The sequence below is a fragment of the Pararhizobium sp. DWP3-4 genome, assembly GCF_049898205.1.
GTDB lineage: Bacteria > Pseudomonadota > Alphaproteobacteria > Rhizobiales > Rhizobiaceae > Pararhizobium.
The window spans coordinates 38,803-53,978 of the sequence record NZ_JAFCXF010000004.1 but is presented as its reverse complement, the minus strand read 5'-3'; the positions used below and the strand labels follow the sequence as shown (position 1 = coordinate 53,978).

Annotated in this window: 16 protein-coding genes and 3 tRNA genes; 4 read left to right on the top strand and 15 right to left on the bottom strand. The window is 60.7% G+C overall.

Annotated features, from left to right (window positions below; all coding sequences use genetic code 11):
• Positions 1–51: 51 nt before the first annotated feature.
• Genes ACP7E6_RS11965 through ACP7E6_RS11925 form a run of 9 tightly spaced genes read right to left on the bottom strand, consistent with a single transcriptional unit; the run spans position 52 to position 6,695 of the window.
• Positions 52–738, bottom strand: coding sequence for a hypothetical protein (locus ACP7E6_RS11965; protein ID WP_426229996.1), 687 nt, complete (start codon positions 736–738; stop codon positions 52–54).
• 5 nt (positions 739–743) lie between these two features.
• Complete coding sequence (nuoF, locus tag ACP7E6_RS11960) at positions 744–2,048, bottom strand: NADH-quinone oxidoreductase subunit NuoF (protein ID WP_060641218.1); 1,305 nt, start codon at positions 2,046–2,048, stop codon at positions 744–746.
• Between the two features lie 12 nt (positions 2,049–2,060).
• Positions 2,061–3,185 (bottom strand): NADH-quinone oxidoreductase subunit E, encoded by a 1,125-nt coding sequence (locus ACP7E6_RS11955; protein ID WP_426229995.1) that lies wholly within the window; start codon positions 3,183–3,185, stop codon positions 2,061–2,063.
• Positions 3,186–3,200: 15 nt separating this feature from the next.
• Complete coding sequence (locus tag ACP7E6_RS11950; RefSeq protein ID WP_426229994.1) at positions 3,201–3,464, bottom strand: hypothetical protein; 264 nt, start codon at positions 3,462–3,464, stop codon at positions 3,201–3,203.
• Complete coding sequence (locus ACP7E6_RS11945; protein WP_426229993.1) at positions 3,464–4,654, bottom strand: NADH-quinone oxidoreductase subunit D; 1,191 nt, start codon at positions 4,652–4,654, stop codon at positions 3,464–3,466. Before ACP7E6_RS11945 ends, ACP7E6_RS11950 begins: the two co-directional genes overlap by 1 nt.
• A 54-nt stretch (positions 4,655–4,708) precedes the next feature.
• Positions 4,709–5,098: a four helix bundle protein gene (locus tag ACP7E6_RS11940; RefSeq protein WP_426230322.1), complete on the bottom strand. Its 390-nt coding sequence runs from the start codon at positions 5,096–5,098 to the stop codon at positions 4,709–4,711.
• 42 nt (positions 5,099–5,140) lie between these two features.
• Complete coding sequence (locus ACP7E6_RS11935; protein ID WP_037107735.1) at positions 5,141–5,743, bottom strand: NADH-quinone oxidoreductase subunit C; 603 nt, start codon at positions 5,741–5,743, stop codon at positions 5,141–5,143.
• 17 nt (positions 5,744–5,760) lie between these two features.
• Positions 5,761–6,339, bottom strand: a complete 579-nt coding sequence (locus ACP7E6_RS11930) for a NuoB/complex I 20 kDa subunit family protein (protein WP_037107732.1) — start codon at positions 6,337–6,339, stop codon at positions 5,761–5,763.
• Positions 6,330–6,695, bottom strand: a complete 366-nt coding sequence (locus ACP7E6_RS11925; protein ID WP_037107729.1) for an NADH-quinone oxidoreductase subunit A — start codon at positions 6,693–6,695, stop codon at positions 6,330–6,332. The genes ACP7E6_RS11930 and ACP7E6_RS11925 overlap by 10 nt, the downstream gene beginning before the upstream one ends.
• A 543-nt stretch (positions 6,696–7,238) precedes the next feature.
• On the opposite strand from ACP7E6_RS11925, the gene ACP7E6_RS11920 reads away from it, so the two are divergent.
• Entirely contained in the window at positions 7,239–7,502 is a 264-nt protein-coding gene (locus tag ACP7E6_RS11920; RefSeq protein ID WP_426229992.1) for a DUF982 domain-containing protein, read from the top strand.
• Positions 7,503–7,716: 214 nt separating this feature from the next.
• Positions 7,717–7,941: a hypothetical protein gene (locus ACP7E6_RS11915; RefSeq protein WP_426229991.1), complete on the top strand. Its 225-nt coding sequence runs from the start codon at positions 7,717–7,719 to the stop codon at positions 7,939–7,941.
• Positions 7,942–8,028: 87 nt separating this feature from the next.
• Here the strand turns inward: ACP7E6_RS11915 and ACP7E6_RS11910 are convergent.
• A tRNA-Asp gene (locus ACP7E6_RS11910) sits at positions 8,029–8,105 on the bottom strand.
• 52 nt (positions 8,106–8,157) lie between these two features.
• Positions 8,158–8,234 (bottom strand) — tRNA-Asp (locus ACP7E6_RS11905).
• A gap of 405 nt (positions 8,235–8,639) precedes the next feature.
• Here ACP7E6_RS11905 and ACP7E6_RS11900 point away from each other — a divergent pair.
• A tRNA-Val gene (locus ACP7E6_RS11900) sits at positions 8,640–8,715 on the top strand.
• Positions 8,716–8,906: 191 nt separating this feature from the next.
• A complete protein-coding gene (locus ACP7E6_RS11895) occupies positions 8,907–9,164 on the top strand; it encodes a hypothetical protein (protein WP_426229990.1) in 258 nt (85 codons plus the stop codon).
• Positions 9,165–9,254: 90 nt separating this feature from the next.
• Here ACP7E6_RS11895 and ACP7E6_RS11890 read toward each other — a convergent pair whose 3' ends face one another.
• From ACP7E6_RS11890 to ACP7E6_RS11875, 4 genes are all read right to left on the bottom strand, one after another.
• Entirely contained in the window at positions 9,255–9,629 is a 375-nt protein-coding gene (locus ACP7E6_RS11890) for a CAP-Gly domain protein (protein WP_426229989.1), read from the bottom strand.
• Between the two features lie 143 nt (positions 9,630–9,772).
• Positions 9,773–10,171 carry a (R)-mandelonitrile lyase gene (locus ACP7E6_RS11885; RefSeq protein WP_426229988.1) on the bottom strand — a complete coding sequence of 133 codons (399 nt, stop codon included), beginning with the start codon at positions 10,169–10,171 and terminating at the stop codon, positions 9,773–9,775.
• A 124-nt stretch (positions 10,172–10,295) separates the two neighbouring features.
• Positions 10,296–13,769 carry an AAA family ATPase gene (locus tag ACP7E6_RS11880; RefSeq protein WP_426229987.1) on the bottom strand — a complete coding sequence of 1,158 codons (3,474 nt, stop codon included), beginning with the start codon at positions 13,767–13,769 and terminating at the stop codon, positions 10,296–10,298.
• Positions 13,769–15,046, bottom strand: coding sequence for a metallophosphoesterase family protein (locus tag ACP7E6_RS11875; protein ID WP_426229986.1), 1,278 nt, complete (start codon positions 15,044–15,046; stop codon positions 13,769–13,771). Before ACP7E6_RS11875 ends, ACP7E6_RS11880 begins: the two co-directional genes overlap by 1 nt.
• Positions 15,047–15,176 lie beyond the last annotated feature (130 nt).

The window sequence follows — 15,176 nt, the reverse complement described above, 5'->3', positions numbered from 1 at the left end:
GGCACGCAACCCGTTGAACGAAAACCACCGGCCCCCGCCCGAAACTCAATCTCAACCCTTCATCAGGGCCTTTGCCTGCTCGACCCAGCCGTCCCGCGCGATACGGCCGGCAAAACCCAGCTGGTCGTCGAAACGCTGCACGTCCTTATCGCTCCACAAAGCGACATCGGCATAACGCCGCACGCCCATTCCATTCAAAACCTGTTCCAGCTTCGGTCCGATGCCGGAAATCCGCTTCAGATCGTCCGCCTGCGTTTCAACAACGCGGGCAACCTTCTGCCTCTTCGGCTTTTCGGCCTTGACCGGCGCAACCGCAACCGGCTCGGCCGCCGCTGGCTTCGCCTTTGCCGGCCGGGGCTTGGCCGGAGCCTTGCCGGGCGCCTTCGCCTTCACTACCGGCTTAGCCTTTGCCGCTGCAACCGGTTCCACTAAAGGTTCGGCTTCTTCTGCCGCCTTCTTTTCATCCGCCACAACACCGGTCTTCTGCGCCGTTTGCGCCAGCCCCTGCATCGCCCCAAGCATGAAACCGGCGATCTGGCTGGTCATTCCGAAACCGATCGCCGTTGCCGCCGCCATGGCTGCCGCTGGATGCTGCATCAGCGGATGCAGCGCAACCTTGGGCATGTCCTTCAACCACTCGGCCATGCCGAACGGATCATTGCCGGCCGGAGGCACGGTCGAGGGTCCGGCAGGTTCTGCCTGCTTCCCCTTCCCCGTTTCGTGTCCCGGCCTTGCCATATCGGTTACTCCGCCGCAGCCAGCACCGCGCCATGCGATGATGAGTTGCGGGTGTATTCGTCGATGCGCGCTTCCATCTCAGGACGGAAGTTGCGGATCAGGCCCTGGATCGGCCAAGCCGCCGCGTCGCCGAGCGCGCAGATGGTGTGGCCTTCGACCTGCTTGGTAACATCGAACAGCATGTCGATTTCACGCTTCTGGGCGCGGCCCTGAACCATGCGTTCCATGACGCGCATCATCCAGCCGGTGCCTTCGCGGCACGGCGTGCACTGGCCGCAGCTCTCGTGCTTGTAGAAGGCCGCGAGGCGCCAGATGGCCTTGATGATATCGGTGGAGCGATCCATCACGATGATGGCGGCCGTACCGAACGACGACTTGACGTCGCGCATGCCGTCGAAATCCATCGGTGCGTCGATGATATCCTCGGCCTTGACCACCGGACAGGACGAGCCGCCCGGAATGACGGCCAGAAGATTGTCCCAACCGCCACGGATGCCACCACAATGACGTTCGATCATCTCGCGGAACGGCGTGCCCATCGCGTCTTCGAACGTGCACGGCTTGTTGACGTGACCAGACACCATGAACAGCTTGGTGCCGACATTGTTCGGACGGCCGATGGCCGAGAACCAGGAGGCGCCACGGCGCAGGATGGTCGGGGCGACGGCGATCGACTCGACGTTGTTGACCGTCGTCGGGCAGCCATAGAGGCCCATATTGGCCGGGAACGGCGGCTTCAGGCGCGGCTGGCCCTTCTTGCCTTCGAGGCTTTCCAGCAGAGCGGTTTCTTCGCCGCAGATATAGGCGCCGGCGCCGTGATGGACGTAGATGTCCATGTCCCAGCCGAGCTTGTTGTTGATGCCGAGAAGACCGGCGTCATAGCATTCGTCGATCGCCGCCTGCAGCGCTTCGCGCTCGCGGATATATTCGCCGCGCACATAAATATAGGCGACATGCGCGCCCATGGCGAAGCTCGCGATCACGCAGCCTTCGATCAGCGTATGCGGATCGTGGCGCATGATGTCGCGGTCCTTGCAGGTACCGGGCTCGGATTCGTCGGCGTTGACGACGAGATAATGCGGGCGGCCGTCGCTTTCCTTCGGCATGAAGGACCACTTGAGACCGGTCGGGAAGCCAGCGCCACCACGGCCACGAAGGCCGGAAGCCTTCATCTCGTTGATGATCCAGTCGCGGCCCTTTTCCAGGATCTGCTTGGTGCCATCCCAGTGACCACGGCCCATGGCGCCCTTGAGCGACTTGTCATGGATGCCGTAGATATTGGTAAAAATTCGATCTTTATCGTCGAGCATGGTTCACCTAACTTATCGCGGCTTCTTGCCGAAAACTTTGATGTATTCGGCTTCGCCGCCCTTGGCCAGCGCCTCGGCCTGCTTGACCCAGTCGTCACGTTCGATACGGCCCTTGAAGTTCAGATAGCCGTCCACCCATTCGCGCTCGACCAGCTTCCAGCCCGCGACCTGCGCGAAGGTGAAGATACCGAGTTCGTGCAGCGTGCCTTCGATTTTCGGGCCAACGCCGGAGATCAGCTTCAGGTCATCGACAGCATCCGGCTTGGCAATCCCGGCCGGACGGTTCTTGTCTTCGAGCGACGGCTTTGCGGCAGCAGCGGCAGGCTTGACGTCCGCGCCGCCTTCAGCCTTGGTCTCGCCGGAAACCTTGTCGTTGGCAGCGGATTCGGACTTTGCCGTCACCGGCGTCTTCAAGGTCGGATCGGCTTCCGGCGCGTCGGGCCTCGCCCGTCCGGCATTCGACGGCGCTAGGTTGACGGCAGCCTCGTCACTGACCTTTTTGGCGCGTGGTGCTGCCGGCTTTTTTTCCGGTGTCAGCAATGTACTCAGACCGCCAACGGGAGCCGAGAAGATACGGTCGATCTGCGGACCCGGCTTGACGTCGGCACCCTTGCCTGCGTCGAAACGGTCGATGATGTATTCCAGCTGCGGAACCGTCAGGTCTTCATAGGTATCCTTGAAGATCATCACCATCGGTGCGTTGACGCAGGTCCCCTGACACTCGACTTCTTCCCAGGACAGCGTGCCGGCTTCGTTCGGCGTCAGCGGATTGGGATGAATGCGCTTCTTGCACAGGTTGATCAGGTCTTCAGAGCCGCGCAGCATGCACGGCGTCGTGCCGCAGACCTGAACGTGGGCGCGCGTTCCGACCGGCTTCAACTGGAACTGGGTGTAGAAGGTGGCTACCTCAAGGGCGCGGATATACGGCATGGTCAGCATGTCGGCGATGCTTTCGATCGCCGCCTTGGTGACCCAGCCATCCTGCTCCTGCGCCCGCATCAACAGCGGAATGACCGCAGATTGCTCGCGGCCCTTCGGGTATTTATTGATCGTGGCCTTGGCCCATGCGGCATTATCCTTGCTGAACGCAAAGGCCGCTGGCTGGACGTTTTCTTCGGCTAGTCGACGAACGGACATTCTTCCCGCACCTTATCAGTTAATCGAACCGCACCGCGATGTCGTCAGTGTGACGAATTCGCAGGCATAGGCTGACTGGTCTTTTTGCAAAAATACGATGTAGCGCGTGCCGTTCGGCACTGCGGCCCTGATCTCGTAGCCCTGGCTCAGAAGCCTGCCCATGCCGCTGCCCGACGAACCGCTCATCGCAGGTTCATCGGATTTCGGTGCGGTTTCCTGCGCAAAGGCAGGAGCCGCAGCAAGCGTCGATGCCAAAACTGTCAGGGCCATCCCGCGCATCAGCGATCAACCTCGCCGAACACGATATCAAGTGAGCCGAGAATGGCGGAAACGTCCGCCAGCTGGTGGCCGCGACAGATATAATCCATGGCCTGAAGATGGGCGTAACCCGGCGCGCGGATCTTGCAGCGATACGGCTTGTTGGTGCCGTCGGAGATCAGATAGACGCCGAATTCGCCCTTCGGCGCTTCGACAGCCGCGTAAACCTCGCCCGCAGGCACGTGGTAGCCTTCGGTATAGAGCTTGAAATGGTGGATCAGCGCTTCCATCGACCGCTTCATCTCGCCACGCTTGGGCGGCACGATCTTGCCGTCAAGCGACGAAACCGGGCCGATCTTGGCGTCGCCCAAAAGGCGATCGACGCACTGGCGCATGATCTTGGCGGATTCGCGCATCTCGATCATGCGGATCAGGTAGCGATCGAAGCAGTCGCCGTTCTTGCCGATCGGAATGTCGAACTCCATGTCGGCATAGCATTCGTAAGGCTGCGATTTGCGCAGGTCCCAGGCGGCGCCCGAACCGCGCACCATGACGCCGGAAAAGCCCCAGGCCCAGGCATCGTCCAGCGTCACGACGCCGATATCGACGTTGCGCTGCTTGAAGATGCGGTTGCCGGTCAAAAGTTCGTCGATATCGTCGACGGTCTTCAGGAACGGCTCGATCCACTTGCCGATGTCTTCGACCAGTTCGTGCGGCAGGTCCTGATGGACGCCGCCCGGACGGAAATAGGCCGAGTGCATGCGCGCGCCACAGGCCCGCTCGTAAAACACCATCAGCTTTTCGCGCTCTTCAAAACCCCAGAGCGGCGGCGTCAGCGCGCCGACGTCCATGGCCTGCGTCGTGACGTTCAGGAGATGCGAGAGGATACGGCCGATTTCCGAATAGAGAACGCGGATCAGCTGGCCGCGGATCGGAACCTCGGTCGCGGTCAGCTTCTCGACGGCCAGCGCATAGGCATGCTCTTGGTTCATCGGCGCGACATAGTCGAGCCGGTCGAAATAGGGCACAGCCTGCAGATAGGTCTTGGTCTCGATCAGCTTTTCGGTGCCGCGATGCAAAAGGCCGATATGCGGATCCACGCGCTCGACGATCTCGCCGTCCAGTTCCAGCACGAGACGCAAAACGCCGTGCGCCGCCGGATGCTGCGGGCCGAAATTGATGTTAAAATTCCGGACGTTATGTTCGTTCATTTCATCGCGCTCCGCGCTTGCGGTGATTAGTGACCAGTGAGTAGTGATTAGTCATCATCCGCGAACCTGCTCATCGTCTTTCTTGCGCTGGACAGTCCGGATAAGAGCGCCCAGCATTTTTCCATTCTCATCGCACTTGTCCAACAATTCGCTTAAAACGGCCGAACGTATCAGATCGACCCTTCCGGCGATGATCAAGTGCGTCTCTAGCTCTTTCAACGACCCCTGCGCAATCCTTAGAAACTGGACAAACGAGCCTCTGTTTTCCCTTCCGTAGCCTTCAGCAATGTTTGCTGCGACCGATGCGGATGAGCGTCTGATCTGGCTCGTCAGCCCGTATATCTCTTCCCTCGGAAGGGTCTTCGTCACTTCATAACAGGCCACCGATATATCGATCGCCAATTGCCAGACCTTCAAATCACGGTAGGAACTGATTTTCCCAATCGTCACCGAAGACCTTTCTAATCACTACTGACTAATCACTAGTCACTGCTTTGCCTTCTCATCACCCGGCAGAACGTAGTCCGTTCCTTCCCAGGGCGACATGAAGTCGAAGTTTCGGAATTCCTGCTTCAGTTCGACGGGCTCATAGACGACACGCTTGACTTCGTCATTGTAACGAACCTCGACGAAACCGGTCGTCGGGAAGTCCTTGCGCAGCGGATAGCCCTCGAAACCGTAGTCGGTGAGGATGCGGCGCAGGTCCGGATGGCCGGTGAAGAGGATGCCGTACATGTCGTAGGCTTCCCGCTCGAACCAGTCGGCGCCCGGATAGACGGCACAGGCCGACGGCACCGGCTGATCTTCGCCGGTTGCGACCTTCACGCGGATGCGCAGGTTCTGCTTCGGCGACAGCATATGATAGACGACGTCGAAACGGTCCGGACGCTGCGGCCAGTCGACACCGCAAATATCCGTAAAGTTGATGAAACCGCAGCGGGCGTCATCGCGCAGGAACGTCAGGAGCGCGATCAGATTGTCGGCTGTCGACGTCAGCGTCAGTTCGCCATAGCTGATGACGGCATCCGAAATCAACGCACCGCGTGTCTCGCGGATGTAGGTAGCAAGTCCGTTCAGGGCTTCACTCATGTTCAGGTCCCCTGCCCTTACCGTTCGATCGTGCCTGTGCGGCGGATCTTCTTCTGCAGCAGGAGCACACCGTAAAGGAGCGCTTCTGCCGTGGGAGGACAGCCCGGCACATAGATATCGACCGGCACGACGCGGTCACAGCCGCGCACCACCGAATAGGAATAGTGATAGTAACCGCCGCCATTGGCGCAGGAGCCCATCGAGATGACGTAACGCGGCTCAGGCATCTGGTCATAAACCTTGCGCAGAGCCGGAGCCATCTTGTTGGTCAGCGTGCCGGCGACGATCATCACGTCGGACTGACGCGGTGAGGCGCGGGGTGCAAAGCCGAAACGCTCGGCGTCGTAACGCGGCATCGACATCTGCATCATTTCGACGGCGCAGCAGGCCAGACCAAAGGTCATCCACATCAGCGAACCGGTGCGGGCCCAGTTGATCAGCTCGTCCGTCGAGGTGACCAGAAAACCCTTGTCGGCGAGCTCATTGTTGATCTCGCCGAAATATTTGTCATTGCTGCCGATCAGCTGGCCGGTCGAGGGATCGACGATCCCCTTCGGCTTAGGCGCGACGAGCGTCGTGCTGGATGTCAGTTCCATTCCAGCGCTCCCTTCTTCCATTCATAGATAAAGCCGATGGTCAGCACGCCGAGGAACGACATCATCGAGAAGAAGCCGAACCAGCCCATGTCCTTGAACGATACCGCCCAGGGAAACAGGAACGCCACTTCGAGATCGAAGATGATGAAGAGAATCGACACGAGGTAGAATCGGATGTCGAATTTCATGCGGGCGTCGTCGAATGCGTTGAAGCCGCACTCATAGGCCGAAAGCTTTTCGTCGTCAGGCGCCTTGTAGGCAACGGCGAACGGCGCGATCAGCAGCGCCAGCCCGATAACCAGCGATATACCGATGAAAATCGCGATCGGGATGTAGGAGCCGAGAAGGTCTGTCATTGTATCCGTCCCTGCCTGCGAGGCGCGCTGAAGAAGCGCAAAACAAAGGCTCACAGGCCGAAAAATATGTTGCAACGCCAAAGTGGTTAGCGCAGCCAGCGCCGCTGTGCAAGCCTTGAGAACGGTTTTCACCCCCTTGTGTCGCGGGAATGAAGACCGGCCAAAAACTAGCATCTCCGCCGGGTAGGCGCAAATCCCGCAGAATCCCAGCCGCCCCATGCAAGACAGACGGCCAAGCCTCTGAGCGGCAACACCGGGGACATATGGTCGCGCTGGCTAAAATCGATTGAAATCCAAATGCAAAAACGCCGGAAAGTGGACATGGAGGCGTGCCCGCATGCTCACCGGAGCTGCAACAACAGCGCATGGCGCCTATCCGTGTTTTGCATGGGTCGCGATGCAGCCCATCCGGTTCCTTTCTAAAATCAGGGTCGAAAGCATGATACCGAAGGCTATCTTCGGCGAATTTCCCGACCGGCACGGACAAACACAACCTTCGCGCAAGCCCAGTTAGGTAATGTATTCCTAATAGAGGGTGAGCTCATGGATGATATTCCCTGGCATGAGAGTGTTTTACTCGAACTGAACGACCGCCAAGACGTGATCAGCGTCTCCAGCTCGCGGGAAGCCGCCGACCTGCTCCTCAATAACTGGCCGAAGAAACGCGGACCCAGTTACAAGCTTGCCGTCATGACCTGCCTGGATTCCTTTCGCGGCAAACAACCGCCCGAACTTGTCCGGCAGGATCTGATCGCAGCGGCGATCGAAGCGCATATCTATGTGAAGCCGCGCGCCATCAACATTTGACCCCACCGGCCTTCAGAACACGGGAATGACGGCCGGGTATCCGCCACCAAAGATGCCTGCCTCAGCAATTGCCTGCAACGGAACAGAGGAAGGTCTGTCTACCGTGAAAAAGATTGCGCATCATCGCTATCCCCTCTTTGCGGGGATGAGACCACCGGCAGTACGGCGGCACACGCCGGATATCCTTGAAGGCGACAGATGAGTCGGCCCATGCATGCCACACACCGTGCGGATCAGCCTGCTTTGCGAGGGGGAACGCTGTGGCGAAGTCAGACCACTGACTGCCGCTGACCTGCACGACATGCTTTCTTTTCGCTTCGGGCTGGATGAAACAACCTTGCGCTTCGTCTGCAAGCAGATGGAGGAAGGCGGCATCTGCGAACTGCGCGATGAGACCGGCACCTCCGGCTACCTGATCGAAAAAATCCTGCACGCCTGATGCAGCGGAAAAACGGCAAGAACCGACCGGGACCAGAGGTCCCGTCGGCTTTCAAATCAAACTTGCATTTGAAATCTTAGCGGAAAATGGCGCGAGTGACGGGGCTCGAACCCGCGACCTCCGGCGTGACAGGCCGGCACTCTAACCAACTGAGCTACACCCGCGCATTATGTTACAAACATCACCGGACATAAGCAGAAACTGCTAATCTTGAAATGGCGCGAGTGACGGGGCTCGAACCCGCGACCTCCGGCGTGACAGGCCGGCACTCTAACCAACTGAGCTACACCCGCGCATTTCATTTCAAGTCGTCCAGATGCTTTTGCATCCGCTCGAACCGGCTAGGCCGTTTCGATGAGCGGCTAACTACGAGGTTCGTCTTTGGGTGTCAAGCAGGTTTGGAGACAAAACCGTGACAGCCATCGAATTGTTTCCACAGGCATGAAAAAGCACCCACAAAATTCCACACCTCTCTGGGAAGCACTTCCCGCTACAGCATAATTTGCTCGCTCGGCCCTCCCCATTGCTGTCTCTCAACGCCCTGCCGGTTTTCCACATCCGATTTATCGGGCGACGGCCAGCGATCCTGGGGCTTTGCAAAAAAATCGAAAAAATCTTCCATTCCGCTCTTGCGGTTTCCTACCGATACGCATAGATCACGGCCACCGACGCGGCAGACACTGCTTCTGCTTCGCGAAGGGCGATTAGCTCAGTTGGTAGAGCGCCTCGTTTACACCGAGGATGTCGGCGGTTCGAGTCCGTCATCGCCCACCATTACCCTCCTCCTCAATTTCAGCATCTCAACTCGATTTCAAGGGTTTTTGCATGCTTTCTTAAACAGCGGCCTTGAAGGCTCTTGTCATGTGGCAGGCGCGTTGCCATCTGTTTGCCAGCAAATTCGCCGGTCCAGCGCCATAGAATAGAGAGCCGGGACCAGCGATCGGGGCGTGAAGGGGAAATGTCACATGAAGAAAGCAATCCTGGCAGCAACGCTTGCCGCAGGCCTTGCCGCCTGTTCGGCAATGCCGGAGATAAGCCCGATCCCCGGCAGCATCACCTATGGTGGCCAACCGAAGACCAAGCTGACCAAGGCTCCCGTCGGTAGCGTCGTTCATCATCAGTTGAATGACCAATACGGCAAGCCAGCCGAAGAAACCTACATCATCCAGCCAGACCGCTCCTTGCGGCTGGTGCGCAGGCATCAGATCATCGATCCCAACTGACCCGTTCCGCATTAGCGGAAGGCGCTTGTGCCGAGCATCAGAAGAACCGCAGCGCCGCGCGTCATTCGTGACGTGCGGCGCTGCCGTCGATTAGACCTCTTCCTTTTTCCGAACCGGTGCCTTGCGCTTGGGCTCTTCGGGAGCGTCGGGCGCATAGGGTTTTTCACCTTTCGGCGTCGGCGCCAGAAGGTTTTTCAGGGCCGACAGGCGATCCTTCAGCAGGGGGCGAAAGCGCGTGGCACGAAAGGGCATATCGGCTGCGCCATAGCCTTCCGGACCATCGTCATTGCCCCTGTCGATCTCCGCCAATTTCACGCCGATGAATTCGCCGTCGATATAATGCTTGTAGGGACCAACCCAGCGGATCGTATAGATCTGCCCCTTGCGGATGCCCTGATCGATCGAGACGTTCTTGAACTTGTCGTCGATACAGACGACCTTTTGTCCAACATGGAAATTGTACATCGGCGAAACCTTTAAGCGGCAGTCCGTGGGCAGATATCCCCGAGACGCAAACCTTCGCCTCAGATAACTGTGTTCCCCTGTCTATTGCAACGCGGAAACGGCAAGAATCATTGGCCCGGTTTCATGCGGCGCCTGCCAGACGCTTATCTTGCCAGATATTGGTCGTCGCTCACCTGTTCCATCCAATCAACCGCCTTGCCGTCCAGCGCTTCCTGGATGGCGATATGGGTCATGGCCGTTGTTTCCGTGGCGCCGTGCCAGTGTTTTTCACCCGGCGGAAACCACACGGTATCCCCTGCCCTGATGCCGCGAACCGGCTCGCCCCATGTTTGGGCAAGGCCGCTGCCGGCCGTGACGATCAGGGTCTGGCCGAGTGGATGGGTGTGCCAGGCGGTGCGAGCGCCGGGCTCGAAGGTGACCGAGGCGCAGCGCATGCGCGCGGGCTCCGGCGTGTCGTGGATCGGGTCCAGGCGGACGGTGCCGGTAAAATAATCTGCCGGCGGACGAACTGACGGACGTGATCCACAGGTCTTGATTTCCATGGTGATGGCTCCCTGGTGTTTGCCGCCAAGAGAGCGGCGGTCATTGCAAGGGGCAAACATAGTGCACTCAGGCCCAATGTCTCCCCCGTCATCCCGGACTCAGCCACCTTCGCCATTACGACAATCACAGCGCATGGATCGTCACGTCCGGGCAGGCCTTGCGGGCAAGATCGCAGAGATGCTGGTGGTGCGTCAGATAAATCACCTGTCCAACCCCGGCCATGTCGGCCATCAGGGAAAAAGCGTGCTCCGCGCGCCGATCGTCGAAGGTTTCCATGATGTCGTCGGCGATGAAGGGCAGCGATTCGCGGGTTGCGGCGATCTCGTGATAACCGGCCATGCGCAGCGCCAGGTAAAGCTGAAAGCGGGTCCCCTTGGAGAGATCCCGCGCCAGTTTCGATCCGCCGCCGGCGGCATTGGCGATCAGGAATTCCTCGCCCTTCTCTGCCTGGGTCGTCAGTCCCTCGTAATCGCCGCCGCTGATGACGCTGAAGGCAGCAGACGCCCGGCGCATCATCGCGCTGCGGTGACGCTCGCGATAGAGCCTGAGCGCCGTTTCGCCGGCCAGGATGCCCATCCGCAGCCGCAGATAGGCGGTCGCCCGCTCCTCGATCTCGGCCAGCACCGTGCGGCGCTTTTCCTCGATATGGGCGGCAGCATCGCCGCCGCCGATGGCAGCCAGCGCCTTTTCGGCATCACGCCGTTCGGCATGCAACTCGGCCCCGTCCTGGTCGGCTTGTTCAAGCCGGGACTGCAGCGCCGCCAGTTCCAGGCGCAGTCCATCCGCATCGACGGCACTCAGCAGCATTTCCGCCTCGTCGGCGCCGCCGACACCGAGCCGGGCGGCCAGATCGGTCTCCGCCTCGGCAATCCGTTCGCGCAGGCGCTGCCGCGCCTTGACCGTTGCCAGATGGGCTCCAACCTCCAGCAGCGAGCCGCTCTCAAACAGATCAAGCATCCCACGCTTCTGCGCGTCGTGCAGCGCTCGCGCTTCGCCCAACGCGCGCTTTTCGGCATTGCGGGCATCATTTTCATCGGAAAGACGCCGGAACAGCGCTTCCTGCCTTTCGGCATCGGCCAATCGATCGCGAATCGTCTGAATGGCAACGAGCGGTTCGTCCGGTGCTGCGATGGTTAGCTTTTCAGCAAGCGTCCGGACGGTGGCAGAAAAGGCCAGTTGATCCTTGCGCATGCCATCGATTCGATGGTCAAGGTCCGCCCTGCGCTGAATGAGCTTGTCCAGATCCTGAAGGATGGCCAGAACGGGGGCGATCTCTTGCGGTGACAGGGGCGTCGCAGCCTCGGCCAGCCAGGTCGCTGCGATAGCTTCCTGCCAGCGCGCAGTCCACTCCGCCATGTCAGCGTCGGCCGACGCCCAGGCGACCGTGCGTGTGCGCAGGGCGTTCCCTGCCCGCTCCAGTGTTTCCGCAGCCGCGACATGCGCCCGGTGGGCCGCCTGCAAATCGTCGATGATACGCCCGGCAAAGGCGATGGCATCTTCCAGCCGCGCCGGCATGCCATTGGCCACGCCGCTGTCCTGCAACGCCTGGGTCAGGCGCTCCAAGGCCTTGGTTTCATCCACTGCGGCAAGCCGCGCATCCTTTCGTGCCGTACGAAGCTGGTTGCGCACCTCCAGCACTGCCAGCCGTCGCCCAAGCCACGCCACAAGCTGGTTCAGCTTGGTATCCTCGGGCAATCCACAGGCAATGGCCGACGTCGAAATCTCCGAACGAAGGGCCGCAATCGCGGCATGCGCTGCCGCATGCTGCTGTCGGAATGCGACAAGCTTGCCGTTGCGTTCGGCGATCGACAGCGAAAGCCCGCGTGCCTGCGCAAGGTCCTGCGATCGCGCCAGCCTCAGCGCCGCCGCCTCGTCGTCCTTCTTGAGCACCGCTTCGAAAACGCGGGCGCTGTCGCTGTCCAGCTGTGCCGCATGCGCCTGCCACGCACGGTCGCGCTCCTGGCGCAGCGTCAAGGCCGCATCGTCGGCGGCAAAGCCCCCCGTCCGCGTCAGTTCCTGAAGCTTGGCCTCGTCCGCAGCCGTCAGCGCCATCTCTTCGGCGATCCGGTCATCGAGCCGCTTCAACTGTTCCGTCAGCGCCGTCCGCCGCGCCGTCCACTCGGCGATTTCGGTTTCATCGGGAATGGAAACGGCTGCCAGACTGTCCGCATCGAGTTGCGCTGGCGACAGCGTTGCAAGCTTGTCGGTCAGAGTGTCTTCCAGTTCTGCGATCTGGCGGTTGGCCGTTTGTTGCCGCAGCAGGCAATCATTTTGACGCAGCGTCCGCAGCACGTCAGCCAAAAGCGCCGGATCCCCGCCACGCGGGGAACCTTCGGAAGCCAATGCCGCCTGTACCCTGGCAGCCTCTGCGTTTTCCGCCTCAGCAAGCGTCTTTTCCCGCAAGGCAGCGTCCAGCCGCTCGCCCAGCGCGGCGTGTTTTTGGGCAAGATCCTGCAGCCTACCGGTAACGGCGGCCGGCAGGATGAGCGCAGCGGCGTCGGTCCCATCCGCCCGGTCAAGGCGGCCAACGCGCGCAGCAATGTCAGCGACGATCTTGGCACGCTCGTCAAGGCGGTTCGGCATATCGCTGGCAGCCGTCCGGTGGCGGGCCTCCAACCCGGAATTTTCCAGATCGCGGATAGCATCAGCCAACGCCAGCACCGCCTCATCCCGCTGAATGGCGGCGATTTCTGCAGATCTCCGGTCGATATCGGCTTCCAGCTGCGCGAGACGGGCATCGATCCCGGTTTCCTCGCGCTGCAACTGCGGCAAGAGAGCATGCCAGTCGGCCGGTGGCTCCGGCAGGTCGGCGAAACCGGCAAGCTCGGAGCGCAGGCCGCGCAACCGCGCCAGAAGCGGCAGCGCCTCGATGCGGGCGCGGGCATGATCGAGGGCAACGCGCAGTTCCGCCCGCGCCTTCACGGCAATCTCATGCCGCTCGGCAGCCGCGTCCCGCACCTTGCGCAGGCTGGCGAATTCGCGGGCGTTGACGTCGATGGCGTTTTTTTCGTCCTTCAGCGCCTCAAGCTCGGCCTTCAGCTCCGCCAGCTTATGCTTGCGGCCCTGCGGCTTGTAGAACGCGTCTGCCTGCGCCTTCAGCCCAGACAGGATGGCGCTGCTGTCCGGCAGGCCGGAACTTGCCGAAAACAATAGGGCACCTAGTTCGCCCTCGCTCTTCAAGATGCTTTCGCCACCCTTTTCGATACTGTCGTCGTCGAGCGAGAACATCATCTGATAGGTCGCCCGGTCGATCGACCCGAGCGCCGCCGAAAACAGGTTGTCCGGCAGCGGCTGATCGTCAGGCCCCAGCAGCGAATTCTGGTTGCGCTTTACCCGCGAGACGGAATGCACCCTGCCGCCGGTCTCGATGACACCGCCGACCCGCATCGTTGCGTAAGGGTGCAGGAAGCCATAACCGCTCAGCCGCTCGATGCCGAACAGCAGATCGAGGAAGGCGGAGAACAGCGTCGATTTTCCGGCCTCGTTCGGGCCGTAGACGAGGTGGAAATCTGCCTTTCCGGGGCGGGCCTCGCCGAAATCCAGGCTACGTCCGGTAAATTTTCCATAGCGAAGCAGATCGAGACGATTGAGCCGCATCAGCGATCCCCCTCTGCGTCGCCGCCATGCAGATAGGCGAGCACGTCATCGCTGCCGGCAAGCGCCATGGCCTCGGCCAACCGCCCGGCCGCCTGTTCATCGCCGGCCAGGCTTTCGCGCAATTCGCGCGGCAGCTGCAGCAACAGTTCATCGAGCACGGCACCCGCTTCCTGGCGAAAGGCGTGTGAGGCCAACACATCGGTGCGGATCAGGCTGGCCAGTTCCTCCACCGGGTCTGGGCCGCTCAAGGCCGTCCCCGCGTCGATACCCCGGCAATCGATATCGATCTTCTCGACCCAGCACCCGTTGAGCCCGGCGGCAAGATTGGTGATCTCGGCCAGCAGAAAATCGGGGTCGCGGCGAAGTTTCCACGCCAGCGGCGTTGTGCCGGTCAGCGCCACTCTGAGGATAAGATGGTCGGCACCCGCCTGATTTCGCAACGAGGCCAGCGTTTCGCCGACCCTCTCCAGCATCTGGCGCCAATCCTGTGCGCCGCTGAGATCGATGGTCACGCGCTCGAATACCGCCTGTCCGATCTGATGCTCAAGATGGCCCAGCACACCATCATCGCCGACAGTGACCAGCGTCACCGTCTTTGGCCCTGCCTCGTTGATGTCGCGCCCCTGCGGCATGCCTGGCATGACGATCAACGGGCTCTCGGAGTGAACCTGGCGCAGATGGACATGGCCGAGAGCCCAATAGTCAAAACCGTGCCGTGCAAGCTCGGCGACACTGGTCGGCGCATAGGGATCATGGCCTGGGGTACCGGCAAGGCTGGTGTGCAGCATGCCGATATTGACCGCATCGGCGACGGGTGGGTGAAAGGACGGCAACAGGCTGTCGGGCGCGTGCGGATTGGCAAAGCTGATACCGTGGATATGGACTTCCCGTCCATTGCCGAGAGCTTTGGCACGCACCGGCTTTGCCCGGCCGGCAAACACATGCACATTGGCCGGGAATGTCAGCTCGCGCGTCATTGCCGACTGCGAATCATGATTGCCGCGGATCAGGAACACGCCGATCCCGGCCGCTTCCAACCGGCGCAATTCGCTCGAGAGATAGAGTGCCGTGTTCATCGAGGTCTGCGATCCGTCGTAAAGGTCGCCCGCAATCAGCAGCGCATCGACACTCTCTGCGAGGCACAGATCGACAATCCTTGCGAGCGCAGTCCGGGTCGCGCCGCGCACCAGCTCGGCAAGTTCCGGATTTTTCAGTGCAAGACTGCGCAAGGGGGAATCGAGATGAAGGTCGGCGGTATGGACGAAACGAAAGGGCATAACCGACCATGGCCCGGCGTCCGGCCTCGCGTCAATGCCGTGGGTGGCTTGGTCCAATGTCTATTCAGCGCTTTCATCCCTGCAACATTATTGGGGGGATGCGGGACCTTGGCGCATGGGTCCGGAATTA